Origin of the sequence: Saccharopolyspora hirsuta, assembly GCF_008630535.1 — a bacterium.
Lineage (GTDB): Bacteria > Actinomycetota > Actinomycetes > Mycobacteriales > Pseudonocardiaceae > Saccharopolyspora > Saccharopolyspora hirsuta.
The window spans coordinates 481,312-504,940 of sequence record NZ_VWPH01000002.1 but is presented as its reverse complement, the minus strand read 5'-3'; the positions used below and the strand labels follow the sequence as shown (position 1 = coordinate 504,940).

Below are 23,629 nucleotides of genomic sequence, written 5' to 3'. Positions count from 1 at the left end.
GCCGCGGGTTCTCAGCGGTCTTCTCGCGAGGACAGCCCCAGCGCCGTGTATTGGGCCGGGGATCCCGGAGTGAGAAGGCCGCTGAGGTTCCGCTACTCGCACCGCTACGCAAACCACCTTCGAAATAGCTCCTAGTTGAACAGCCTGGGGTCTGAGAGCGCGCCGCTGGCGACCAGCATGACGTAGAGGTCGACCAGGGCCACGGAGATCAGCGACGACCAGGCCAGCAGCATGTGCTTGCCGTTGAGCCAGGTGACCTTGGTCCAGAACCAGTAGCGCACCGGGTGCTTCGAGAAGTGGTTGATCCGGCCGCCGACCAGGTGGCGGCAGGAGTGGCAGGACAGCGTGTAGGCCCACAGCAGCAGCACGTTGACCACCATCAGCAGGCTGCCCAGCCCGATGCCGAAGCCGCCGTCGGCGCCGCGGAACGCGATCACCGTGTCGTAGGTGAGCACCGCCGCCACGACCAGCGCCGCGTAGAAGAAGTAGCGGTGCACGTTCTGCATGATCAGCGGGAATCGGGTCTCACCGGTGTAGCGGCGGTGCGGCTCGCCGACGGCGCAGGCCGGGGGCGACGCCCAGAACGACCGGTAGTAGGCCTTCCGGTAGTAGTAGCAGGTCAGCCGGAAGCCGAGCACGAACGGCAGCACGAAGATCGGCGGCGGCACGAGCGGCCCCAGGTCCGGGGCGGGCTGGCCCCAGTGGCTGGCGCCCGGCACGCACGCGACCGACAGGCACGGCGAGTAGAACGGCGCCAGGTAGTGGTAGTCGGGGACCCAGTACCACTGGTTCATGAAGGTGCGGATCACGCCGTAGACCACGAAGGCCAGCAGCGCGAGGAAGGTGACCAGCGGGGGCAGCCACCAGCGGTCGGTGCGCAGGGTGCGCGCGGAGATCCGGGCTCGACCGGTGGCGGTGGGGGGAGCGGACATTCGCAGACCTCGTTGTCGTGGTTTGTCCGGCGGTGCTCACCTGAGATCGCTCATTGTGGATCAGCGGCGCGAGGCCAGGAAGTCCCCGAACCGGTGCAACCGGGCGAGCGGCTGCCGGTCACTGATCGGCCCGACCGCCCAGGCCCTCGTCGTCGGCGTCGCGCCACAGCGAGGGGTCGTAGGGGGTGTCGGGGACCACCACGACCTCCTCGGACTCGGCGCTGCGCCGCTGGGCGGGCAGGGCGCTGGAGAGGTCGGCGACGTCGATGTCCAGGCGTTCCACGTCGTTGTGCAGGCGGCGCACGGCCGGGGCGTCGCCGTAGCGGGCGCGCAGGGTTCCGACGCTGCTGCGCAGCTGCGCCAGGAGACGCTGGAGCTCGGCCAGTTCGGTGGTCGTGGCCATCGGCGAACACCTCTTCCGCCTAGTGGTGGCTAGGTACGGCACCGACTCTGCCCCGAACAGGTAAATGTGACAAGTGCCACACTCATGATCTCCGCGAGGTTCCCCCGCGCGGATGGTCGTGAGCGCGAAAACCGGCTGGAGGCGGCTTTCGCACTCACGACCCCATCTCGGCCAAGCCCGCCAGGAGCGGCCGGAGGCCGAGCTCGAACTGGTCGTCGAAGCTGAGCCCGCGGGTGGCCCGCGCGCCCGCCACGACGTGCGGGAAGTCCTCCTCCGGCAGGGACGCCATCGGCGAGGTGGCGTCGTCCCGCGCGATCAGGTCGATCTGGGCGAAGCCGATCGCGTAGCTGAAGACCAGGCGCGATCCGCCCACCAGCGCAGCGCCGCGCAGCCCCGCGTCGTGCAGCGCGAGCATCACCGCCTCCGGCAGGCGCAGCGACGCCGGGTCGCTGTACTCGCGGAGCGCGACCAGCGGGGTCGCGTTGGGGTGGCGGACGACCAGCGACCGGACGCTGCGCGCCAGCGCGCTGATCCGCTCCTGCCAGGGCAGCTCGGCGTCCGGGACCGGCAGCTCGGCCAGCAGCCGCTCGATGACCAGCCGTTCCAGCTCCGCCCGGTCGGCCACGTGGTGGTAGAGGCTCATCTTCCCGACGCCGAGCCGGTCGGCCACCGCGCGCATGGAGAGCCCCTCGTGGCCGGACTCGTCGAGGACCTCCAGCGCTGCCGCGAGCACCGCTTCGCGGGTCAGCTTCGGCGGGCGGCCGCGGCGGCGCGGGGGGTCTGGCGTGGTCACGCGCCCAACCTAACCCAGCTGCTCGACGGCTCCGGCATCCGCTGCTAATTTTTCGTACAGCAGACGAAAAAGGAGGCGGCCATGTCCACCCGGTACGGGCTCGTCCTGTTCACCGACTCGTTCGGCACCGCTGGCACCCGCGAGACCTTCGACCGCGCGCTGGACTACGCGCGCGAGGCCGAGCGGCACGGCTGGGACGAGCTGTGGACGACCGAGCACCACTTCAACCCCCGAGCGCTGAACTCCGCCGCCCTGGCGATGGCGGGATTCCTGCTCGGCCGCACGAACCTGCACGTCGGCACCGCCGTGTGCGTGCTGCCCAACCACCACCCGCTGGCGCTCGCCGAGCAGACGTCCGTGCTCCAGCACCTCTCCGGCGACCGCTTCACGCTGGGCGTCGGGCGCGGCCAGCCGCTGGTGGACCAGGAGATCTTCGGCGCCGGGATGGCCGGGTTCCGGGACATCGCCGAGCCCGTGGCGCTGCTCGACCAGGCCCTGCGGCAGGGGCGGGCGAAGGGCGGCGGCGAGCGGTACGAGTTCGACGAGGTCGCGATCACGCCGGAACCACCGGCCCGCCGGACGCCGTTCGTGCTGGCGTCGTCGTCACCCGAGTCAGCGCGGTTGGCCGGACGCCACGGGCTGCCCGTGCTGCTCAGCCCGTTCATCGACGTGCCCACCAAGCGCGCGGTGCTCGACGCGCACGCCGCCGCGGTGGCCGAGCACGGGCACCGGGTGGAGCCGCAGGACAACATCGACTCGTCTTACTTCGCCATCGCCGACGACACCCCGACCGCGGAGCAGCTGCTGACCGCCGGGATCGCGGAGACCGAGCGGCAGATCGCGCAGTTCGGCAAACCGCTGGTCGAGCGCCCGGTGCCGACGGCCGAGCAGGCGCTGGCCGGAGCCGCGCGGCTGACCGGCTGCCACATCGCGGGCGATGTCGCCGAGTGCCGCAGGCGGCTGGCCGACCGGGTGGCGACGCTGGGCGTCGGCCGGGTGCTGCTGATGCCCGAGGGCGCGGGTTCGCACGCAGCCGCGCTGCGCACCATCCGCGAGGCGTCGCGGGTCTTCACCCGGCGCTAGCGGACAACCGTCCAAATCGGGCGGTAAAAGTCGTGGCGAGTCTTGTGGATCGGCATTCGCACCTACAGACTCACGAGTCGGTTCCCGAATTCGATCGTCTGCGACTGCGAGGCAGCATTGAGCATTCTCGGCACCCGGGTCGAACGCCGTGAAGACCCGCGCCTTCTCACCGCCGGCGGGACCTACGTCGACGACCTGCGCGAGCCCGAGCTGAACGGGGCGCTGCACGTGACCTTCGTGCGCAGCCCGCTGGCGCACGCCAGGATCACCGAGATCGACACCGAGGAGGCCCGCGCGCTGCCGGGCGTGCTCGGCGTGTTCACCGGCACCGACGTCGACCTCCCGGCCTTCCCGCCGGACGGCGGCATCAGCGGTCCGCCACCGGCGGCGATGGAGCGCCCGCACCTCGCCCGCGACGTGGTGCGCTACGTCGGCGAACCGGTGGTCGCGGTGGTCACCGAGACCCGCGCCCAGGGCGAGGACGCCGCCGAGGCGGTGTCCATCGACTACGACCCGCTGGACGCCGTGGTGGACGTCGACGACGCGCTGCGCGACGAGGTCCTGCTGTTCCCCGACGCCGGCACCAACGTCACCGGCACCAGCGGGGAGCTGGACGACTCGCTGTTCGACGGCTGCGAAGTCGTGGTCCGCAAGCAGATCGAGAACCAGCGGGTGGCCGCCGCGCCGCTGGAGGTGCGCACCGCGGCCTGCGCCTGGAGCGGCGACAAGGTCACCCTGTGGCTGTCCAACCAGAACGCGCAGAGCTGCCGCGACGCGCTGATGGCCAACCTCGGGCTGCCGCAGGAGCAGGTCCGGGTGATCACCCCCGACGTGGGCGGCGGGTTCGGCGCCAAGATCGGCGTCGAGCAGGAGGCCGCGCTGCTGGCGTTCCTGGCCAAGCGCGTCGGCCGCCCGGTCAAGTGGGTGGAGAGCCGCAGCGAGAACCTGGTCGCGATGACCCACGGCCGCGCGCAGCGGCAGGTGGTGACCATCGGCGGTCGCCGCGACGGGACGGTGCTGGCCTACCAGCTCGACATCGTGCAGGACGTCGGCGCCTACCCGCGGATGGGCGCGTTCCTGCCGCTGTTCACCCGGTTCATGGTCAGCGGCGTCTACGACATCCCGCAGGTGCGCTCGCGGGCCCGCGCGGTGGTCACCAACACCACCCCGATCGGCGCCTACCGCGGCGCGGGGCGGCCGGAGGCGACCGCGGCGATCGAGCGGGCGATGGACCTGTTCGCCGCCGAGATCGGCGTCGACCCGGCCGAGGTCCGGCGGCGCAACCTGGTGCGTCCCGAGCAGTTCCCGTACGACACGCCGGGCGGGATGACCTACGACACCGGCGAGTACGTCAAGGGCCTGGACGCGGTGCTGGAAGCCGCCGACTACCAGGCGCTGCGCGAGGAGCAGGCCAAGCGCCGCGCCGAGGGCAGCCCCCGCCAGCTCGGCATCGGGCTGGCCAGCTACGTGGAGATCACCGCGCCGAACAACACCGAGGGCGAGACCGGGCACGTGGAGATCCGCCCGGACGGCAGCGTCCTGGTGCTCACCGGCAGCTCCCCGCACGGGCAGGGCCACTGGACCTCCTACGCGATGCTGGTGTCCGACCAGCTGGGCATCGACCTGGACAAGATCGAGGTGGTGCACGGCGACACCGACCTGATCCCGGAGGGCGTGGGCACGATGGGCTCGCGGTCGCTGCAGCTGGGCGGGTCGGCGGTGCATCGGGCCGCGGTGGACGTCAAGGACAAGGCCCGCAAGCTGGCCGCCGAGCTGATCGAGATCGACGAGGCCGACCTGGAGCTGGCCGAGGGCCGCTGGCAGGTCCGCGGCACGCCGAACGTCTCGCTGTCCTGGGCGGAGCTGGCCGCGAAGGCCGAGGGCGGGCTGGCCGCCGACGTGCGGTTCACCGAGGACCGGCCTACCTTCCCGTTCGGCTCGCACCTCGCGGTGGTCGAAGTGGACACCGAGACGGGCAAGGTGGACTACCTGCGGCACGTGACGGTCGACGACGCGGGGGTGATCATCAACCCGGTCCTCACCGAGGGCCAGCGCCATGGCGGCATCGCCCAGGGCGCCGCGCAGGCGCTGCTGGAGGAGGTCACCTACGACGCCGACGGCAACCCGCAGAACGCCAACCTCGCCGACTACGCCTTCATCACCGCGGCCGAGCTGCCCAGCTTCGAGCTGCTCACGATGGAGACCCCGACGACGCTCAACCCGTTGGGCGTGAAGGGGATCGGCGAGGCGGGCACCATCGGTGCGACCCCCGCGGTGCAGAACGCGGTGGTGGACGCGGTGGCCCACCTCGGCGTCCGGCACATCGACATGCCGACCACACCCGAGAAGGTGTGGCGCGCGATCAACGAAGACCGCTGAGAATGGAAAGACGGTTGTTCCCGACGGCCGCTCATCCGCCACTTGCTTAGGAGTTCGTTCGTGCAAGTTTCGATCAACGTCAACGGCGAGCAGCGCAGCCACGAGGTCGAGGACCGCACCCTGCTCGTGCACTACCTGCGGGACGACTGCGGGCTGACCGGCACCAACATCGGGTGCGACACCACGTCCTGCGGGGCGTGCACGGTGCTGCTCGACGGCGAGTCGGTGAAGTCGTGCACGGTGCTGGCCGCGCAGGCGGACGGCCACCAGGTGACCACCATCGAGGGACTCGCCGACGGCGAGGAGCTGCACCCGATGCAGCGCGCCTTCCAGCAGAAGCACGGCCTGCAGTGCGGGTTCTGCACCCCGGGCATGGTGATGGCCTCGGTGTCGCTGGTCGAGGAGAACCCGAACCCGACCGAAGCCGACGTGCGCGCCGGGCTGGAGGGCAACCTCTGCCGCTGCACCGGCTACCACAACATCGTCGAAGCCGTGCTGACCGCGGCGAAGGAGAAGCAGGGGGCCGCGGAATGATCCCTGCCGCGTTCACCTACAAGAAGGCCGGTTCCGTCGAGGAGGCGCTGAGCCTGCTCGCCGAGCACGGCGACGACGCGAAGCTGCTGGCCGGAGGGCACTCGCTGCTGCCGCTGATGAAGCTGCGGCTGTCGGTGCCGGAGGTGCTGATCGACCTCGGCGGCCTGCGCGAGCTGTCCTACGTCCGCGAGGACGGCGACGAGATCCGCATCGGGGCGCTGACCCGGCACCACGACCTGGAGCACTCGAAGCTGCTGAAGCGGGAGGTCCCGCTGCTGGCGCACGCGGCGGGCACCATCGGCGACCCGCAGGTCCGCCACCGCGGCACCATCGGCGGTTCGCTGGTGCACGGCGACCCGGCCTCGGACCTGCCCGCGGTGGCGCTGGCGCTGGACGCGGTGCTGGTCGCGCAGGGCCCGTCCGGCACCCGAGAGATCCCGGCGACGGAGTTCTTCACGGACTTCTTCGAGACGGCGCTCGGCGAGGACGAGCTGCTGGTGGAGATCCGGGTGGCGAAGAACCCGCAGCAGGGCTGGGACTTCCAGAAGTTCACCAAGCGCGCGATCGACTGGGCGGTGGTCGGCGTGGCCGTCGCTGGCGACCGCGTCGCGCTGGTGAACATGGGCCCGGCCCCGATGCGGGCGCGCGGCGTCGAAGAGGCCCTGGCGAGCGGCGCGAGCCCGGCCGAAGCCGCGGAGCGGGCGGCGGAGGACACCTCGCCGCCGGACCAGGCCAGTGCGAGCGCGGACTACCGCAAGCACCTGGCGAAGGTCCTGGTCCGCAGGGCTTTGGAGGCCGCAGCAGCCCGCAGGGCATGACGAGCTGAGGGCACCCGCGACCTGGTCGCGGGTGCCCTCGTTTCATCCCCCGAGCACCTTTTCCCGCAATTTCAATGGAAATCAGGCCCTCGACTTCCATTGAGGTTTTTCCAACCTCGTTCTGCGTGGCGGTGCAAGTGGCGGAACCTCAGCGCCCGCCTGGACTCCGGGTGCCCTGACTTATGTATGCCAATACACGGCGTCAGGGCCGTCCTCGCCAGGCGAACGCTGAGAACCCGCGGCGGTGCAAGCTGACAGCGTGGGTTATGCGCCTGCGGCGCATGCGACACCTGCCGACCGGTGCCGGTCGCCCTTCGCGGCTGCGGTCCACGGGCAGGATGAAAAAGGCTCATTGAAATCGCATCCACCGCGGCTCGGTGCTCGCAGACTCCCGGGGAACCGGGGCGGCGGCGAAGTCCGCCCTCGCCTTCGCCGCCGTCGTGCTCACGTTCGTGCTGGTGTCAGGCGGGGTTGCTCGTCACGTGGGTGACGAGCAGGGTCACGCCCGCCTCGCCACCGCAGTCGACCAGCACGGGTCCCACCCCGTTGCCGACCGTCTCGCGGAGCTTCGCCCTGGCCTCGAACCGATCCGGGCCGGACTCGACGATCTCGACGTCCTCCAGGACCGGCCGCCCGTCGACACCGCTGACGACGGCCCGCAAGCCGGTACCGCCGCCGCAGTGCCCGGTGATGGTCACCTCCTGACCCCGTTCGGTCGTCGGGTTGGGCGTCACCTGCACCGTGGCCCGGGCGCCCTCGGGCATCGAGGCACTGCTCTCCTGCGTGAAAGCCACGCACTCTCCTTCTCGTGATGAGTTCGGATCGCGTCGGCCGCCGCTCCCGGCCGCCGACGCCGCTCAGTCTTCGCGATCCGGGTGCCGCGGGGCATCAGGGTTTTCCCGGGGGCTCCCCTGATCAGCTACGAGGACTCGGTGGGATCTCGCGGGCGCCATTTCCACTCGTGAGCGTTTTGTGGGGCTATAGCACCGGAAAACACTCACGGGGCTTGACCTGCGGAGACCTGGCCCCGGATCGTGTCGGCGAGTTCTTCGGCCAGTTCAGGGGTTGCCGCCACCACTCCGGACCAGCGGCGGTGGAGGTCCGGGGTGATGTCCAGGGGGCGGCCGTGGACGTCGAGGACCGCGCCGCCCGCGCCGGGCAGGACGACCAGGGCCGCTGCCAGGTCGACGATGCGGTGGGTGTCGGAGTCCGCGTCGGCGAAGGCGTCCGTCGAGCCCTCCGCGACCAGCATCGCTTCCAGGCACGACGTGGACAGGATCCGCACTCGCGCCGCGCGCTTCGCGACCCGCCACCACGCGTCCGCGCTGCGCTCGTGCGGGCGCAGCAGGCTGACCGCCGCGCCGTCGAGCTCCTTGCGGCCGCTGGTGCGGAACTCCGTCGGCTGCCCCTTCGCCGCGTGCCAGCACCGGCCGGTGTCCAGCCAGCAGGTCAGCGCCTCCACCGGTTCCCCGTCGATCGCGATCGCCCCGGCGAAGGCCGAGAGCGGCACGCCCGCGGCCGCGTTGGCCGTGCCGTCCACCGGGTCGGCCACCAGGGTCACCGCGGAACCGTTGTCGACGAACCCGATCTCCTCGCTGAGCAGGTTGATCCGGTGCGCCTCGGCGACTTCCGCGATCGCGGCCTCCACCAGCAGGTCCAGCCGCATCGAGGCGGTGCCGTCCGCACCGGTCGACGACGTCTCGGCGAGCTGCGCCCGGTCGAACCGCGCCCGCGCGTCCCGGAACGCCGCCGACGCCGCCTTGGCCGCAGCGGCCAGCACCGCGTGCGCAGCGGTGGGGATCTCCGGGTCCGGCACCGACCACCCGATCACGCCGCACCTCCCGGCAGGACAGCGCGGACCAGCGGCCACCGGCCGCCCGGGTCGACGAGGGCCAGGTCGGCGCGCAGGCCCGGTTCCAGGCGGCCCCGGTCGGTGAGGCCCGCGACCTCCGCCGGGCCCGAGGTCACCAGGCCGATCGCCGCTGGCAGGCCGAGGTCGTCGACCAGCCGGAACACCGCGGCCAGCAGGCCCGACGGGAGGTAGTCCGAGGCGAGCGCGGTGACCAGGCCGCGGGCCGCGAGCTCGCGGGCCGAGACGTTCCCGGCGTGCGAGTGTCCACGTAGGACGTTCGGGGCGCCCGCCACCACCGGCAGGCCGTGCTCGCGGGCCGCGAGCGCCGCCGCCGTGGTGGTCGGGAACTCCGCCACCGACCCGCCCCGGGTGCACAGGGCGCCGATCTCCTCGGCCGACTCCGGGTCGTGACCGAGCAGCCGGATCCGACCGGATCGGGCGAGCTCTCCCAGCCAGGCCAGGTTCTCCTCGCGCACGTCCAGCAGCTCGCCGCGCTCGGCGATCATGTCCGTGACGTGCTGCTCGGCCTCCTCCGGCGTCAACCCGTCGGCGCCGACCAGGTACCGCTCCATCTGCCGCCGGTCGACGTACTGCCCGATACCGGGCGTGTGGTCCTCGTGCGAGACCAGCGCACCGGCCTCGGCCGAGGCCAACTCCGCGGCCAGCGCCTTCGCGCCCTCCTCCGACCGCACGTCGAGCCGGTGCAGCACGCGGTGGTCCACCGGCCCGGCTCCCCTGGCTCGCACCGCCTCGCACAGCTCGGCCGCGCCGCCGACGGTCCGCTCCGTCCCGCGCGCGGTCTTGTGCTGGAACGCCGCCCCGTGGAACACGGTCGTGACCGCGGCCGCGCTCAGCTTGCCCTCCAGCGACAGCAGCGCGAAGTCCCACGGCAGCACGGCGGAGGGGCGCGGCGCACGCTCCCGCTCCAGCGCATCGCTGTGCACGTCGATCAGCCCGGGGATGCAGAGCAACCCACCACCGTCGACATCGCACGACGCACCGGCCAGGTGGTCCTCGACGGCCTCGATCCGCCCGCCGCGCACCACGATCCGGCTGTCGTCGGTGACCCGATCCGGCAGCACCGCGCGCACGTGCCCGAGCACGTAGTCCTGCGGAGTGCCAGCCAACGACCAGCCTGAACCGCCTCCCCGCGATTCACAGTGGTGGTTGCGTTCCGGATCGATCTCGCGTTGTGCGGTTTCTCGTGGCTGGTTCACGTCGCGGTCCCCTGAGGTGCGATTGGGCAGAACTCGAGTTGACAAGGGGCTGGTCACGCCGCCAGCACTCCGAACTCTCGTGAGTGCGAATCCGGGCTGGAACACTGTTACGCACTCACGACCTCCGACGCTCACGCCGCCAGCACCTCCTCCGCTGTTCCGGAGCGGATGATTCGGCCGTCGGCCATCTCCACGACCCGGGTCGCCAGGCGGCGGATCGCGTCGAGGTCGTGGAACACCGCCAGCACCGCCACCCCCTGCTCGGTGAGCGAGGCGATCAGCTCCAGCGCGCGTTCCCGGTTCGCCGGGTCCAGCGCCGAGACCGGCTCGTCCAGCAGCAGCAACCGGGGCGGGCGGACGGTTCCGGCGGCGAGGTTGACCCGCTGCCGCTCCCCGCCCGACAGGACGCCGCAGTCCACGTCCCACAGCGCCTCGTCCAGCGCCAGGCGGCGCAACGACTCGGCCGCCGCGTCCCGCGCCTCGGCCCGGTCCAGGCCCCGGCGGCGGGCCGCGGCCGCGACCACCTCCAGCGGTCCGGTGCGCGGCGGCGCGGCGAGGAACTGCGAGACGTAGCCGAGCTGCCGCCCGCGCAGCCGGGCCAGGGCCCGGTCCGGCAGGCCGACGAGGTCCACCGGTCCGCCGTCGGTGTGCAGGACCACCGAACCGGCGTCCGGCAGGTAGCTGCGCTGGGTGCAGCGCAGCAGGCTGGACTTGCCCGCGCCGCTCGGTCCGGCGATGGCCACGTGCTCGCCGACGTGCACGTCGAGGTCGACGCCGCGCAGCGAGACCACCGTGCGGCCGTCGATGGTGTGCAGGGTGAAGGTCTTGCGCAGACCGCGCACGGTCAGCACTGGTTCCACTGTGGACTCACCTCCGGGCGGCCGCGACGAGCCGCTGGGTGTAGGGGTGGTGCGGGTCGGCGAAGAGCTGGTCGGTGAGGCCGCGCTCGACGACCCGGCCGAGCTGCATCACCAGGCTGCGATCGGTCAGCGCCTCGATCACCGCGAAGTCGTGGCTGACCACCACCGCCGCGATGTCCCGCTCGGTGAGCAGCCCGCGCAGCAGGTCCAGGACCCCGGCGGCCACCGAGGCGTCCAGCCCGGTGGTGGGCTCGTCGAGCAGCAGGACCGGTGGTTCGGTGGCCAGCGCCTTGGCGATCTGCACGCGCTGGCGCATGCCGCCGGAGAAGGTGGCCACCGGGTCGTCCATCCGGGACAGCGGCACCTCCACCCGGTCGAGCAGCTCCGCGGCCCGCTTGCGGATCGCGCGGTAGCCGCGCCAGCCCGCGGCGGTCAGCCGCTCGGCGACGTTGCCGCCCGCGGTGACGCGCAGGTCCAGCCCTGCGGCGGGGTCCTGGTAGACCACGGCCATGGTGTCCACGCGCAGCTTCCGGCGCTGCGCGGAGTCCAGCTGCAGCAGGTCGGTCTCGCCACCGTCGACGCTGGAGAGGTGGACGCTGCCGCTGGTCGCGGGCTCGTCGCCGATCACGCAGCGCAGCGCGGTCGACTTGCCCGACCCCGACTCGCCGATGATGCCGAGCGCCTCACCGGGCGCGACGTCGAAGGAGACGTCCCAGGCGGCGACCACTGCACCGGTGCTCGGGCTGATCGCGGTGCCGTGCTCCGGCCCGGTTCCGGCCACGGCGTCCGCGCCGCCCGGACCGTAGACGCGGCCGATGCCCTCCACCCGGAGAGTCCACTCCGGACCGTCCACCGGGCGGGGCGCTTCGACCACCTCCACCGGGCGCCGGTCCACGGTCGGCAGCAGCTCGGCGGGCAGCCGGTGCCCGGCCACGTCGGCGTCCCCGGCCTCGACGCGCGAGCACCAGTCCGAGTCGCTGCACACGTACTCGCCCTCGCCGCCCTCCACCAGGAAGCTCGTGGTGGAGCCGCAGTACTTGCAGCTCGCGCCGGGCACCTGCTCGACCTCGAACGGGATGTCGTCGAAGGTCAGCGGCACCACGTCGGTGTGCGGCGGGATCGCGTAGATCCGCTTCTCCCGCCCCGCGCCGTAGAGGTTGAGGTGCTCGCACTGGTGCAACTTCGGCACGTCCCAGCGCGGGACCGGGCTGGTGGCCAGCACGTACCGCCCGTCCACCAGCACCGGGTAGCCGGTCGACTTGGTGATCACGCCGTTGCGGACCATGTCCTCGTACAGGCTCACCCACATCGCCGAGTAGTCGTTCTCGGCGTGCATCCGGGCGCACTCGGCGACGGACTTCTGCACGCCGCGCAGCGGTTCCGGCACCGGCACCTGGTAGACCAGCACGTGCTGGCGGGTCAGCCGCTCCTCCGGGATCCGGTGCCGGGTCTGGATGACCGTGGCCTCCCGGGTGTCGGTGCTGGCCGCGCAGCCGGTGGTCGCGGAGATCATCCGGCGCAGGTTGACCGCGTTGACCCCGCCGTCGTCGCCCTGGTCGATCACCTTCACCACGTCCGGCTCGCCGATCACGGCCAGCGTCACCTGCAGCCCGCCGGAACCCCAGCCGCGGGCCACCGGCATCTCCCGGGAGCCGAACGGCACCTGGTAGCCGGGCACGCACACCGCCACCAGCGCGGCCCGGCGGATCTCGCGCTTGGCGCCCTCGTCGAGGATCCCGGCGGCGCTCTCGTCGTCCGCCAGCAGATCCCGCACCGCCGTGCTCATCGGCACTCCTCCCCGAACGGCTCCGGCACGCGCGGCTCGGTCGAGCTCCGCGCCGCCCGCCGGGCCAGCTTTCGGTCCACCATGGACCGGAACGTCACGTAGTGCGGCAGCTTCAGGTGCTCCAGGAAGCCGCCCGAGTCCAGCCCGTCGGTGGTGAGCAGCAGCAGCTGCTCCAGCGGGCTGTCCGGTTCGGCGCGGCGCCAGGCGATGTCCAGGTTCGCCATCGCGATCGCCTTGCGCTCGTTGTGCCCGAAGCAGAGCCCGTAGCCGACGTCGAAGCGGGTGCGGTCCTCCTCCGCCCCGTCGAGGTCCTCGATGCCCTCCGCCTCGGTCACCCGGATCTCGCCGATCTGCACCGGGTTCCCGGTGTGCGGGTGCACCACCCGCAGCGGGACGCGGCCGTGCCGGGTGTCGCCGAGGGTGATCTCGTGGACGTCGCCGTCCGGGCCGAGGATCGACCGGTACCAGAGCCCGACCAGCGCCCCGGTCTCGGCGCGGGCCATGCTCGACAGCACCGCCGAGCGCGGCGCCGGTGGCCGGGCGGCGCGGCGGGTGATGTCGAACGGTTCCGGGTCCTCGGCGGGTTCGCCGTGCTCGACGACCAGGTCCAGGTCGCGCAGGAGCTGGTAGAAGCGGCGCGGGTGGCGCTGCTCGGGCGTGCGCTCGGCCTGGTGCTGTCGCGCGACATCGGCGTCCTCCACGCCGCGATTTCGCGCGAGATCTCCCTCCCGCTCCAGGAGCCGACCCGTGTAGTCGGTGGTCCGGCCGAGCAGCTGCGGGCCGTCGGGCGTGCGGTTGGCCGGGACGATCCGGCGCAGCACCACCATCTCGTCGGTGTCGACCGGCTCGGTGACCGCCAGCCGCGGCAGCGTCGAGCGGTGCGCCCGCACCAGGTGCGCCGCCTCCAGCACATCGCCCTCGGCTTGGCGGAACGCGTCCGCGGCGATCGGCGGGTGGTAGAGCCCGGCCTCCCCCATGATCCGGTCCACGGCCAGCCGGAACCGCAGGACGATCTGCTCGGTGCTGGCCCACTCGGCGGGGGCGTCGTCGCGCGAGCGGCGCACCAGCCGTTCGGCGGCGAGGATGGCCTCCATCCCGCCGCGGACTCCGGAATAACCCATCAGGCACCTTCCTCGACTCGGGTGGAGCGCGGCAGCCCGACGACCTCGCCGCCCGGCCCCACCAGCAGCAGGTCGAACCCGGCGGGGAAGGCGATCAGGTCCCGCCGCTGCGCGGCGAAGTCCGCGGGCAGCCCGGACACCCGCAGCTCGCGGTGCCCCGGCACGCCGGGCCCGGACAGCCGCAGCAGCGGCCCGTCGTCGAAGCCGCGCACCGCGAGGGTGACCAGCGCGGCCTCCTCCGGGGCTCCCGCGCTGCCCACGCGGAACCCGGCCAGGTCGTCGACCGGATCGAGCAGCGCGGCGAGTCGGGCCTCGGTGCGCTCGACGATCGGCGCGGAGGTCTGGGTGCGCACGAGATCGGCCCAGCCGTCGACGTGCACCGGGGTGTCCAGGTCGGCCAGCGCCAGCACCGGCAGCAGCGCCGCCGGGACCCGGGGTTCCGCGATTTCAATGGAAATCGGAGGTCTGATTTCCATTGAAATCGCGGGGAATCGGTGCACCTCGCCGGGTCGGGACAGCGCGTCCAGCACCGTGCGGAACACCTGTTGCGCCTGCCGGGGCGCCAGGGATGCGGTCATCACAGTTCCTCGAATTCGACGATGGTCGGGGCCAGCTCGGCCCACTCGGCGTGCTCGGCCGCGCGCTGCCGCTCGCGGACCCGCGCGCACAGCTCGTCGACCTCGGGTCCGGCGCGCCCGGCCTCCACCGCGGCGTCCAGGATCGCGGCGGCCAGCGCGGCGGCCCGGTCGTCGCCGAGGCGCATCGACCAGCCCCGCGATCCGTCCAGCTCCACCTCGGCGCGGCAGGCGAGCACGTCGCCGAGCAGGAACCGGTCCCGCACGATCGGCTCCCGCACCTGCACCGACACGCAGCCGACCTCCGGCGCCACCAGCACCGTCGGCGCCGGGCCGGTGGCGAGGCAGGCGTCGGCCAGCTCGATCAGCTCGTCCGGTTCGGCCACCGCGAGCAGCGCGGCCCGCTGTTCCCTGTTCACTCGTCCTCCGGTTGGTACGGCCCGTCCATCTCGACGACGATCCGGGCGGCGTCTGGGCGTGACCACGAGCGGCTGCACAGCACCGGCCGACCGCTGCCCGCGTCCCGGCTGACGCTCTCCACCAGCCACACCGGTCGGCCGGACTCGATCTCCAGCCCGGCCACCACCTCCGGTCCGGGCAGCGCGTAGCTGACCCGGCACCAGGACCGGACCGGCTGCACGCGGCTCATCTGGCGCAGGATCGCGTCGACCGACTCCACCGCGTGCACGGCGATGTCGACGTCGGCCAGCACGTCGGCCGGGATCCACTCGTTGGACCAGCCGTGCAGCAGGTCGTCCACGTAGTACTGGCGGATCAGCAGGCTCGCCGCGCTGCCGACCGGCCGCTCCAGCCGCTCGGCCTCCTCGGCGGGCAGCGGCGCGCGCCGCACGTCCCGCACCACCGAGCGCGGCTCGGCCCCGGCCTCGCGCACCGTCTGGTGCCACGACGGGGCCCGGCGCTGGGAGATCACGTAGTCGATGCGCTTGTTCACGAACGTCCCGGACCCGCGCACCCGGCGCACCAGCAGCCGCTGCTCCAGCTCCTGCACCGCGGCCCGCGCTGCCGCCCGGCCCACTTCGAACCGCGCGGCGATCTCGTGCTCACCGGCGATCCGGGTGCCCGCCGGGAGTTCGGCGAGCTCGGCGGCGAGCACATCGGCCATTTCCACGTACCGGCTCCTGACCACGGCAGGAAGCCTGCGCGCCGAGCTTGTCCGGACAACTTCGGTCACCCCAACGCCGAGGACCGCGCAGGTGAACTCCCCGACCACTTGTCGCAAAGCCTGCAGGAACGGCTCCGCTTCCGCTGGTGAAGGCCCGTGAGCGCTTTCTGGTGCTATGACGCCCCAAACCACTCACGGGACCTGACCAGCGGAAAGCAGCGGGGGCCGCAGTTCCAACTGAAACCGCGGCCCCCGGGTGGGGCGGCTCAGCCCTCGACGCACTGCTTGTCGCGGGTGACCTGGCAGACCTGGCGGACGCTGTCGAAGGTCGCGTCGTCGGCCGGGACGAAGCCCCAGTAGCCGCCGATGTCGCACTTGTCGGTGCAGAACCCGTTGGCCCTCAGGTAGTCGGCGTTGGCCTTGGTCCGGAAGGCCTCGGCGACCTTCTCCCTCAGCGCCGGGTCGAGGTCGTCGGAGATCGCCCCCGGGGAACCGGGGATCAGCTCGGAGCGCCACACCACCCGCAGCTCACCGGGCTTGATGCCGCCCTTCTCCGGCAGCAGCTTGTCCACCATCGCGTCGTAGGCGAACCCGGCCTCGCACTGCCCGCTCTGCACGCCGAGCGCGGACGCGTCGTGCCCACCGGCCAGCACCGGCCGCACGTCGCGCTCGACGTCGATCCCGGCGGTGCTCAGCGCGGCCTTCGGGTAGAGGTAGCCGGAGGTCGAGTTCGGGTCGACGAAGCACACCTGCTTGCCGCGGAAGTCCTCGATGCGCTGGATCGGCGAATCGGCCCGCACCAGCCCGTAGGACCGGTAGCCGGGCGCGGTGCCCGGCGTCTCGACCTGCGCGCCGAGCGGCGTGATGCGCACCCCGCTGTTGCGCGCCACCACGTAGGACAGCGGCCCGTACATGGCGATGTCGATCTTGCCGGTGCGCTGGCCCTCGATGACCGCGGCGTAGTCGGTGGCCTTCTCCACCCGGATCTTCTTGCCGGTCTCCTTCGCCAGCATGTCGACCAGCGGTTTGAACTCCTGCTCCAGGCTGGTGGAGTCCTCCGACGGGATGGAGGCGAACACCAGCTCGTCCGGGTTGCGCGCCCCGCCCCCGTCGCTGGCGGCGCTCGGGCCGCAGGCGGTGAGCCCCAGCGGCAGCACCGCGCAGGCGAGGACGGCCAGCAGCCGCCGGGAAACGTTGAACATGCAGGTCCTCCGATCGCGAAGTTGCGCGCACAGCGTGCGGACGGCAGGTGGAGGAGCCGTCGGCTGCGGGTTACGCGCGGCGGAACGCTGCGGGACGGTCTGGCGCATCTGACCCCACAACTCGGGTAGGTTGCGGGGACGTGATCGAGATCGACTCCACCTTCGTCACCGAACCGCGCGCCACCTACGCCCGCCTCCGCGAGCAGGGCCCGGTGCACCGCGCCACCGCCCCGGACGGCACGTCGATCTGGCTGGTCACGCGCTACGCCGACGTCCGGGCGGCGCTGGCCGACCCGCGGCTGTCGCTGGACAAGGCGAACTCCACCGGCGGCTACCGGGGCTTCTCGCTGCCGCCCGCGCTGGACGCGAACCTGCTGAACATGGACGCCCCGGAGCACACCAGGCTGCGGCGGATCATCGGCAAGGCCTTCGCCCCGCGCCGCATCGAACCGCTGCGCCCCCGCGTCCAGCAGCTCGCCGACGCCCTGCTGGACGGGCTCTCCGGCGAAGCGGACCTGATGCCCGCCTACTGCGGACCGCTGCCGATCGCGGTGATCTGCGAGCTGCTCGGCGTCGGCGAAGCCGACCGCCCGGACTTCCGCGCCTGGACCGACGGCATGCTCGCCCCGGAGTCCCCCGAGCAGGCCCGCGACGCCCTCACCGCCCTGCACCGCTACCTGCTCGACCTGATCGCGGCGAAGCGCGCCGACCCCGGCGCGGACTTCCTGAGCACGCTGGTCGAGCTGCGCGACGAGGAGGACCGGCTCACCGAAGACGAGCTCACCTCGGCGGCGTTCCTGGTGCTGTTCGCGGGCTACGAGAACACGGTGAACCTGCTGGGCAACGGCCTGGTCGCGCTGCTGACCGACCCGGCGGCGCTGGCCCGCGCCCGCCAGGGGATCACACCGACCGCTGTGGACGAACTGCTGCGCTTCGACCCGCCGCCGCAGCTGGCCATCCGCCGGTTCCCGAAGGAGGACGTGGTGATCGGCGGCGTGACCGTCCCGGCGGGAGAAACCGTCCTGCTGTCGCTGGTCTCGGCGCACCACGACACCGACCGCTACCCGGACCCGGAGCACCTGGACCTCGACCGGGCGGACAACCCGCACCTGGCCTTCGGCCACGGCCCGCACTACTGCCTCGGCGCCTCCCTGGCCCGCATGGAGGCCGAGATCGGCCTGAACGCCCTGCTCACCCGCTTCCCGAACGTGGCCCTGGCGGTCCCGGAGCCCGAGCTCCAGTGGCGCAACTCCTTCCGCAACCGAGGCCTCCGCACCCTCCCGGTCACCCTCTCCTGACTGCTCCGGGGGAACCGGAGTTTCAATTGAAACTGCGCCTTCTCGGGTACCGAGCCCACCGCGGGTACCCGGGGGACGTGATGCGAACCCGCTCGGCTTCGCGCCGGATCCGGATCGGCACCTCCGGCTGGGTCTACGGGCCGTGGCACGGCCCGTTCTACCCGCGCGACCTGCGCCGCGGCGGTGAGCTGGAGTACCTGTCCAGCCGCCTCGGATCGGCCGAGATCAACGCGTCGTTCTACTCCCTGCAGCGCCCGGAGCACTACCGCCGCTGGGCCGAGCAGACCCCGGACGACTTCCTGTTCGCGGTCAAGGGCAGCCGGTTCATCACCCACATGAAGAAGCTCCGCGACGCGGAAACCCCGCTGGCCAACTTCTTCGCCAGCGGAGTCCTGGCCCTCGGCCCCAAGCTCGGCCCGCTGCTCTGGCAGCTCCCGCCGTCCCTGCCCTTCGACGCCGACCGCCTCGCGGAGTTTTTCCGCCTCCTCCCGCGCAGCACGGGCGCAGCCGCCGACCTGGCCGCCCGACACGACGAACGCCTGGCCGGGCGGGCCCTCACCGAGACCGACGCCGACCGCCCGATCCGCCACGCCCTGGAGGTCCGCCACCCCAGCTTCGCCGCCCCGGAACCGGTGGAGCTGCTCCGCGATCACGACATCGGCCTGGTGGTGGCGGACGCGGCGGGCGACTGGCCGCACCTGGAGGACGTCACCAGCGACTTCGTCTACCTCCGCTTCCACGGCGCGGAAGAGCTCTACGCCAGCGGCTACACCGGGGAAGACCTGGACCGCTGGGCGAACCTGATCCGCTCCTGGCACGAGGGCGAGTCCCCGAGAACGCCCCACACGGTCGCACCACCGGCCCCGAAGACGAAGGGCCGCGACGTCTACGCCTACTTCGACAACGACGTCAAGGCCCACGCCCCGGAGGACGCCCTAGCCCTCGCCGAGCGCTGCGCCTGATCCGGGCAGCTCCTGCCGGTCGCCGAAGCGGTCGCGCACGACCTGCGCCAGCTCGCGGTGGCCGTGCGCGGCCAGCACCTCGGCCAGCCGGTGGCTGAGCGCCGCCCGCTCGTCACCGCTGGCCAGCCGTTCGATGGCGGCGAAGACGTGCTGCTCGGCCCCGACCTCGAAGTCCTCCACGACGAACGAGTGCACCGGGTGGATCCAGTTCGGCTCGTCGCTGTCGGGGTCCGGCACCCGCCGGTCGTGCGCGGCGGCGGTGAGCTTGCGCAGGTTGCTGATCTGCCGCACGGCCTCGTCCAGATCGCCGTCCTCGCGCCGCGCGAGCCACCAGACCAGCGCGCTGCCGGGTGTTTTCAGCACGTCGTCGGCGTAGTACGCCCGCTTGTTCCGCTCGTGAGCGCGCTTGCGCTCCCAGAGCTCCTCCTCCTTGCGCGCGGCGGCCAGCTGCCGCAACCGCTCCGCGTCCGCATCCGCCAGCACCAGCCGGACGTCGCTCGCCCACGCGACCACGTGCCCGGACTTGTCCGAACGCGGTGCGCCGAGCAGGGCGTTCAGCCGGTGCTGCGCGAGATCACCGTCCTCCGGCGAGGTTTCGGCCACCAGCTGCCCGGCCTGCTCCAGCACCAGGTCCACGGCCAGCCCGGCCGGGTTCGCGTGCGGCAGCCCCGGCGCGTCGGGCTTGCTGTACCAGAAGACCTTGGCGGAGAAGGAGAACCGGTACTCGGGGTGCGCGCTGCGCAGCGGTGTCCCGGGCACCGGGTGCTCGGTCGGCTGCGGCGCAGCGGGCCGCTCGACCGGCGCCTCCTCCGGCGGCGCGGGCTTGCGCCCCACCCGCCCCAGCAGCCACCAGCTGACGGCCCAGGGCCCGGCGATCGTCAGCACGACCAACGCGATCCACAACCACGCGGGCCACCCGTAGCGCAACCCGAGCAGGACCCAGATCAGCGCCCCGAACACCGACAAGACCTTGACGACGGTGCGTTGATCCTGATTCATCGCACTCCCTCCGCACACCGGTCGAACGCCACCCAACTGACTACCGGCTGCCCGGGCCCCTGCGAACGATCCAGCCCGTTTTGCCCTCGAACAGAGCACTAGAACAACAAGAACACCGCGGTCGCGTCGTCGTGCTGCTTGCCCCGGCGGGGTTTCGGGCTCGCGGCTTCCGCCGTTCGGACCTGGGTGAGGAGTTCGGCCGGGCCCGCCTTCTCCAGCAGGTCCAGGAGGTCCGGCCAGTCGCCGAGGCCGAGCTTCTCCACGTAGCGGGACGCTCCGTCGCTGAGCAGCGCCGCGCGGCGGACGTCGCGCAGCGTGCCCCGGACCGCTTCGTAAGCCGCTTCCGGTTTCGTGCTCGCCACCCAGAAACCGCCGGGCTGGTTGCGCAGGTCGCGCACCGCTTCCCAGGTGTAGCTGGGCAGGTGGTCCAGGCGGTCGTCGACGATCGCGCCGTGGTCGAAGGCGATCGGGCTGTCCGCGAGCACCAGGTATTCGATCTCGTCACCCGCTCGCAGGATCGAGACCGTCGACGACGGGCTGGACGGGTTCCGCAGGTCGCAGGTGTCCGCGTGCGCCGCGCAGGTCGCCGCGATGGCTTCGGCCAGCACGTCGGCGAGCGGCTGGCCCGGCACCGCGAGCCGACCGGCGAGCTCGGCCCCGAGGCGGTGCACCAGCCACGCCACGTCGTGCGCGCAACCGCTGTCCACATCGGACGGAGCGGTCGCGCCGTCCAGGACGAAGGCCCAGTCCGGGCCGACGGCGTGGTAGTCCTCGTTCACCCGCCCCGGCGTCGCCAGCGTCGCGCAGGCCGACTGCACGATCAGCGGCCCGGCAGCTGGTGCAGCGCGGTCACCAGCGGCGCCAGCTCGGGCGCCTCGCAGGCTTCGGCGAGCGCCTTCTCCAGCACCTCGTCGTGGGTGGGCCTGGCCTTCTCCAGCAGCTCCCGGCCGGTGTCGGTGAGCTCGGTGTAGATGCCGCGCCGGTCGTCCTTGCACAGGACGCGGGTGAGCAGCTCCCGATCTTCCAACCGGCTGACCAGCCGGGTCGTGGCGCTGCTGCTCAACGCGGTGGCGCGGGCGAGCTGCTGCATCCGCATGTGCCACCCGTCCTGCCTGCTGAGCGCGTCGAGCACGGTGTACTCGACGACGGACAGCCCGCACTCGGCCTGCAGCGCCTTCTCCAGAGCGGTCTCGAGCCGCCCGTGCAGGGCCGCGAGCGTCCGCCAACCACGAGCCCGGATCTCCACGGCGTCGTCAGCGATCCCCATCGCCCACCTCCCTACCAGCATCATACCAGCTCACGCAGCTATGAAGCGCGTACAACTATTCAGTCGGTCGGATCCCAGAGCCCGCCAGCCGACCCCCGGGCGAGGTGCTCGGCGTAGACGCCGACCTTCCACGCGATGAGCGAGCGGCAGCCCTCCAGCGCCTCGATCTGCGCCTCGACGCGCTGCCGGTGGTCGTCGAGCAGCCGCAGGCGCTCCGCCTCGTTGCCGGGCCCGCGCCGCACCAGCTCGGCGAACCGCTTGAGGTCGGCCAGCGGCATCCCGGACTCGCGGAGCTTGACGCAGATCAGCAGCCAGTCGACGTCGGAAGCGGTGTAGCGCCGCCGCCCGCCCGCGGTGCACTGGACCGGCCCGACCAGCAGGCCCTCGCGCTCGTAGAAGCGAAGTGCGTGCACGCTGAGCCCGGTCCGCTCGGCCACGTCACCGATGCTCAACGCCTCAGCAGTCACGCCCGCCAGCTTAGGGCTTGATCTAGACCTCGCTCTAGCTCGTAGCTTCAGCGGCATGACCGATCAGCAGCCCCTCGGCTCGCCCTTCACCGCCACCAGCACCGCCGAGGAGGTCGTGGCCGGGCTCGACCTCACCGGCAGGACGGCCGTCGTGACCGGTGGCTACTCCGGGCTGGGCCTGGAGACCACCCGGAACCTGGCGGCCGCCGGAGCCCGCGTCATCGTTCCGGCACGCCGCCCCGACACCGCCCGCACCGCGCTCGCGGACATCGCGAACTGCGAGGTCATCTCCCTGGACCTGACCGATCTCGGCAGCGTGCGCACCGCCGCCGCGCAGATCCGCGACTCGATCGACCGGCTCGACCTCCTGATGGCGATCGCGGGCGTCATGGCCACCCCAGAACGCCGCGTCGGCCCCGGCTGGGAGGGCCAGCTCACCGCCAACCACGTCGGGCACTTCGCCCTGACCTGCGAGCTCTACCCGCTCCTGGCCACCGGCGGGGCCCGAGTCGTCGTCAACAGCTCCGCCGGGCACACCCTGACCGACATCCGCTGGCACGACCCGCACTTCCGCACCGGCTACGACAAGTGGCTGGCCTACGGCCAGGCCAAGACCGCGAACGCCCTGTTCGCGGTGCACCTGGACGCCCTCGGCCGCAACGACGGCGTCCGAGCGTTCGCCCTCCACCCGGGCAAGATCATCACCGGTCTCCAGCGGGACATGCCTCTCCAAGAGCAGATCGACCGGGGCTGGGTGGACGAGCACGGCACCGTGATCGCCGCCGACTTCAAGACACCCTCTCAAGGAGCCGCAACCGGCCTCTGGGCAGCGACGTCCCCGCTCCTCGACGACCGAGGCGGCCTCTACCTCGAAGACTGCGAAGTAGCCCGCATCTCCACCCCCGACGAGCACATGGACGAAGGCGGAGTCCGCGAGTACGCCACCAACCCCGACGCAGCCGCCCGCCTCTGGGACGCATCCCTCGCGATGACCGGAGCCACCCCCATCCCCTGACGGTGATGCTCAGGAACTTCCGCCGAGGCGGTGGAAGCCGGTGAGGTGCGGGGTGAACTTCACGTTCGGGCCCAGGCCGGAGCGGACGCGGTCGTCCGGGTTTCCGAAGACCTCGAAGTCCTGGACGACGCAGTGCTCCATCACGCCCTGGATGTAGGGGTCGGCGAGCTCCCAGTGGCGGAGGACCGCATCGGAGTCGGCGTAGAGCTGGAAGCTGGTGCACTCCATGCGGTCCTCGTCGATGAAGACCTCCACCATCAGCTGCGGACCGTGCTCGGTGGCGAAGTCCACCGCCTTGCGGATCGCCGACTTGTACCCCTCTAGGTGGCCGTCGGTGATCCGCATGGTGTTCCGGAACAGGATCGGCGCTTTCGCCTCAGTCATGCCCCGATCCTGAAACCTCGACCAAGCTGGAGGTCAAGTCAGTGGTCGTCGTCGCGGAAGAACATCTCCTCGAGGTGGTCGGCCGTCTCGGCGACGAAGTTCAGCGGGTCGGTGAACTCGTTGATGTCGAGGTTCAGCAGGGGGACCGCGTGGCGGAGCAGGACGTGTTCGCCGACGATCACCGCGCCGCAGACCACCGAGACCTGACCCAGCTCCCACAGCAGCTTCTGGAGGTCCACGTCCGCCGCGCGGCCGATCACCGAGACCACCTGGACCCAGTCCTCGCGGCCGTCCAGCTCCTCGCGGCAGATGATGACGATCTGACTTCGGTCGTCCTCGTACTCGACGAGCACCCGGATCTCGTCGTCGCTGTCCTCGATGATGCGGTACTCGGTCTCGGTCTCCAGGTCCTCGGCCACGGCGTACTCGGCGCGGACGAACGCGGCGAGATCCTCCCAGGTCGCCAACGCAACCTCCCCAGTCGCAAAAGCGCGCTCCCGGCGCGATTTCCGACCGCGATCGTGCCACGGCTCCCGGTGATGCGAGGCCGTTTTCCACC

General features: G+C 72.0%; 26 protein-coding genes. 7 read left to right on the top strand and 19 right to left on the bottom strand.

Annotation, left to right across the window (positions count from 1 at the left end; all coding sequences use genetic code 11):
* Positions 1–131: 131 nt before the first annotated feature.
* The 3 genes from F1721_RS05465 to F1721_RS05455 form a co-directional block, all read right to left on the bottom strand.
* Positions 132–932, bottom strand: a complete 801-nt coding sequence (locus F1721_RS05465) for a hypothetical protein (protein ID WP_150065407.1) — start codon at positions 930–932, stop codon at positions 132–134.
* Between the two features lie 118 nt (positions 933–1,050).
* Complete coding sequence (locus F1721_RS05460) at positions 1,051–1,335, bottom strand: hypothetical protein (protein ID WP_150065406.1); 285 nt, start codon at positions 1,333–1,335, stop codon at positions 1,051–1,053.
* 154 nt (positions 1,336–1,489) lie between these two features.
* On the bottom strand, positions 1,490–2,128 hold the full coding sequence (locus F1721_RS05455) for a TetR/AcrR family transcriptional regulator (protein ID WP_150065405.1): 639 nt from the start codon (positions 2,126–2,128) through the stop codon (positions 1,490–1,492).
* Positions 2,129–2,209: 81 nt separating this feature from the next.
* Here F1721_RS05455 and F1721_RS05450 point away from each other — a divergent pair, with 81 nt between their 5' ends.
* The 4 genes from F1721_RS05450 to F1721_RS05435 all read left to right on the top strand — a co-directional run bounded on the left by F1721_RS05450 (position 2,210) and on the right by F1721_RS05435 (position 6,942).
* Positions 2,210–3,211 (top strand): LLM class flavin-dependent oxidoreductase, encoded by a 1,002-nt coding sequence (locus F1721_RS05450; RefSeq protein WP_150065404.1) that lies wholly within the window; start codon positions 2,210–2,212, stop codon positions 3,209–3,211.
* A gap of 117 nt (positions 3,212–3,328) precedes the next feature.
* Positions 3,329–5,590, top strand: a complete 2,262-nt coding sequence (locus F1721_RS05445) for a xanthine dehydrogenase family protein molybdopterin-binding subunit (protein ID WP_150065403.1) — start codon at positions 3,329–3,331, stop codon at positions 5,588–5,590.
* 60 nt (positions 5,591–5,650) lie between these two features.
* Positions 5,651–6,124 carry a (2Fe-2S)-binding protein gene (locus F1721_RS05440; RefSeq protein ID WP_150065402.1) on the top strand — a complete coding sequence of 158 codons (474 nt, stop codon included), beginning with the start codon at positions 5,651–5,653 and terminating at the stop codon, positions 6,122–6,124.
* Positions 6,121–6,942, top strand: coding sequence for an FAD binding domain-containing protein (locus F1721_RS05435; RefSeq protein ID WP_150065401.1), 822 nt, complete (start codon positions 6,121–6,123; stop codon positions 6,940–6,942). The genes F1721_RS05440 and F1721_RS05435 overlap by 4 nt, the downstream gene beginning before the upstream one ends.
* 461 nt (positions 6,943–7,403) lie before the next feature.
* Here F1721_RS05435 and F1721_RS05430 read toward each other — a convergent pair whose 3' ends face one another.
* From F1721_RS05430 to F1721_RS05385, 10 genes are all read right to left on the bottom strand, one after another.
* Entirely contained in the window at positions 7,404–7,736 is a 333-nt protein-coding gene (locus tag F1721_RS05430; RefSeq protein WP_211840336.1) for a hypothetical protein, read from the bottom strand.
* Between the two features lie 203 nt (positions 7,737–7,939).
* On the bottom strand, positions 7,940–8,773 hold the full coding sequence (locus F1721_RS05425) for an inositol monophosphatase family protein (RefSeq protein ID WP_246154281.1): 834 nt from the start codon (positions 8,771–8,773) through the stop codon (positions 7,940–7,942).
* A complete protein-coding gene (locus F1721_RS05420) occupies positions 8,770–9,921 on the bottom strand; it encodes an alpha-D-ribose 1-methylphosphonate 5-triphosphate diphosphatase (protein WP_246154279.1) in 1,152 nt (383 codons plus the stop codon). The genes F1721_RS05425 and F1721_RS05420 overlap by 4 nt, the downstream gene beginning before the upstream one ends.
* Positions 9,922–10,142: 221 nt before the next feature.
* Positions 10,143–10,871 (bottom strand): ATP-binding cassette domain-containing protein, encoded by a 729-nt coding sequence (locus tag F1721_RS05415; protein WP_150065400.1) that lies wholly within the window; start codon positions 10,869–10,871, stop codon positions 10,143–10,145.
* Positions 10,872–10,878: 7 nt separating this feature from the next.
* The gene (locus F1721_RS05410; RefSeq protein ID WP_150065399.1) at positions 10,879–12,657 is read right to left on the bottom strand and encodes an alpha-D-ribose 1-methylphosphonate 5-phosphate C-P-lyase PhnJ; all 1,779 of its coding nucleotides are present in this window, start codon (positions 12,655–12,657) and stop codon (positions 10,879–10,881) included.
* On the bottom strand, positions 12,654–13,778 hold the full coding sequence (locus F1721_RS05405; RefSeq protein ID WP_150065398.1) for a carbon-phosphorus lyase complex subunit PhnI: 1,125 nt from the start codon (positions 13,776–13,778) through the stop codon (positions 12,654–12,656). The genes F1721_RS05410 and F1721_RS05405 overlap by 4 nt, the downstream gene beginning before the upstream one ends.
* Complete coding sequence (gene phnH / locus F1721_RS05400; protein WP_150065397.1) at positions 13,778–14,356, bottom strand: phosphonate C-P lyase system protein PhnH; 579 nt, start codon at positions 14,354–14,356, stop codon at positions 13,778–13,780. Before phnH ends, F1721_RS05405 begins: the two co-directional genes overlap by 1 nt.
* Complete coding sequence (locus tag F1721_RS05395) at positions 14,356–14,772, bottom strand: phosphonate C-P lyase system protein PhnG (RefSeq protein WP_150065396.1); 417 nt, start codon at positions 14,770–14,772, stop codon at positions 14,356–14,358. The genes phnH and F1721_RS05395 overlap by 1 nt, the downstream gene beginning before the upstream one ends.
* Positions 14,769–15,476 carry a GntR family transcriptional regulator gene (locus tag F1721_RS05390; RefSeq protein WP_246154320.1) on the bottom strand — a complete coding sequence of 236 codons (708 nt, stop codon included), beginning with the start codon at positions 15,474–15,476 and terminating at the stop codon, positions 14,769–14,771. The genes F1721_RS05395 and F1721_RS05390 overlap by 4 nt, the downstream gene beginning before the upstream one ends.
* Positions 15,477–15,742: 266 nt before the next feature.
* Positions 15,743–16,678 carry a phosphate/phosphite/phosphonate ABC transporter substrate-binding protein gene (locus F1721_RS05385; RefSeq protein WP_150065395.1) on the bottom strand — a complete coding sequence of 312 codons (936 nt, stop codon included), beginning with the start codon at positions 16,676–16,678 and terminating at the stop codon, positions 15,743–15,745.
* A gap of 140 nt (positions 16,679–16,818) precedes the next feature.
* Here F1721_RS05385 and F1721_RS05380 point away from each other — a divergent pair, with 140 nt between their 5' ends.
* Together F1721_RS05380 and F1721_RS05375 are read left to right on the top strand one after the other, a co-directional pair.
* Positions 16,819–17,976: a cytochrome P450 family protein gene (locus F1721_RS05380; protein WP_150065394.1), complete on the top strand. Its 1,158-nt coding sequence runs from the start codon at positions 16,819–16,821 to the stop codon at positions 17,974–17,976.
* A gap of 80 nt (positions 17,977–18,056) precedes the next feature.
* Positions 18,057–18,938 (top strand): DUF72 domain-containing protein, encoded by an 882-nt coding sequence (locus F1721_RS05375; RefSeq protein ID WP_150065576.1) that lies wholly within the window; start codon positions 18,057–18,059, stop codon positions 18,936–18,938.
* Here F1721_RS05375 and F1721_RS05370 read toward each other — a convergent pair.
* The 4 genes from F1721_RS05370 to F1721_RS05355 form a co-directional block, all read right to left on the bottom strand.
* Positions 18,912–19,937 carry a hypothetical protein gene (locus F1721_RS05370; RefSeq protein WP_150065393.1) on the bottom strand — a complete coding sequence of 342 codons (1,026 nt, stop codon included), beginning with the start codon at positions 19,935–19,937 and terminating at the stop codon, positions 18,912–18,914. The two genes, F1721_RS05375 and F1721_RS05370, sit on opposite strands and share 27 nt — an antisense overlap.
* Positions 19,938–20,035: 98 nt before the next feature.
* A complete protein-coding gene (locus tag F1721_RS05365; protein ID WP_246154277.1) occupies positions 20,036–20,716 on the bottom strand; it encodes a protein phosphatase 2C domain-containing protein in 681 nt (226 codons plus the stop codon).
* A 41-nt stretch (positions 20,717–20,757) separates the two neighbouring features.
* Positions 20,758–21,204 carry a MarR family winged helix-turn-helix transcriptional regulator gene (locus F1721_RS05360; RefSeq protein WP_150065391.1) on the bottom strand — a complete coding sequence of 149 codons (447 nt, stop codon included), beginning with the start codon at positions 21,202–21,204 and terminating at the stop codon, positions 20,758–20,760.
* 59 nt (positions 21,205–21,263) lie between these two features.
* Positions 21,264–21,671: a MerR family transcriptional regulator gene (locus tag F1721_RS05355; protein WP_150065390.1), complete on the bottom strand. Its 408-nt coding sequence runs from the start codon at positions 21,669–21,671 to the stop codon at positions 21,264–21,266.
* Positions 21,672–21,726: 55 nt separating this feature from the next.
* Here F1721_RS05355 and F1721_RS05350 point away from each other — a divergent pair, with 55 nt between their 5' ends.
* Positions 21,727–22,686: an SDR family NAD(P)-dependent oxidoreductase gene (locus F1721_RS05350; RefSeq protein ID WP_150065389.1), complete on the top strand. Its 960-nt coding sequence runs from the start codon at positions 21,727–21,729 to the stop codon at positions 22,684–22,686.
* A 9-nt stretch (positions 22,687–22,695) separates the two neighbouring features.
* Here the strand turns inward: F1721_RS05350 and F1721_RS05345 are convergent, their stop codons facing one another.
* Both F1721_RS05345 and F1721_RS05340 read right to left on the bottom strand, forming a co-directional pair.
* A complete protein-coding gene (locus F1721_RS05345) occupies positions 22,696–23,070 on the bottom strand; it encodes a hypothetical protein (protein ID WP_150065388.1) in 375 nt (124 codons plus the stop codon).
* Between the two features lie 38 nt (positions 23,071–23,108).
* Positions 23,109–23,537, bottom strand: a complete 429-nt coding sequence (locus F1721_RS05340) for a hypothetical protein (RefSeq protein WP_246154275.1) — start codon at positions 23,535–23,537, stop codon at positions 23,109–23,111.
* Between the last annotated feature and the right edge of the window lie 92 nt (positions 23,538–23,629).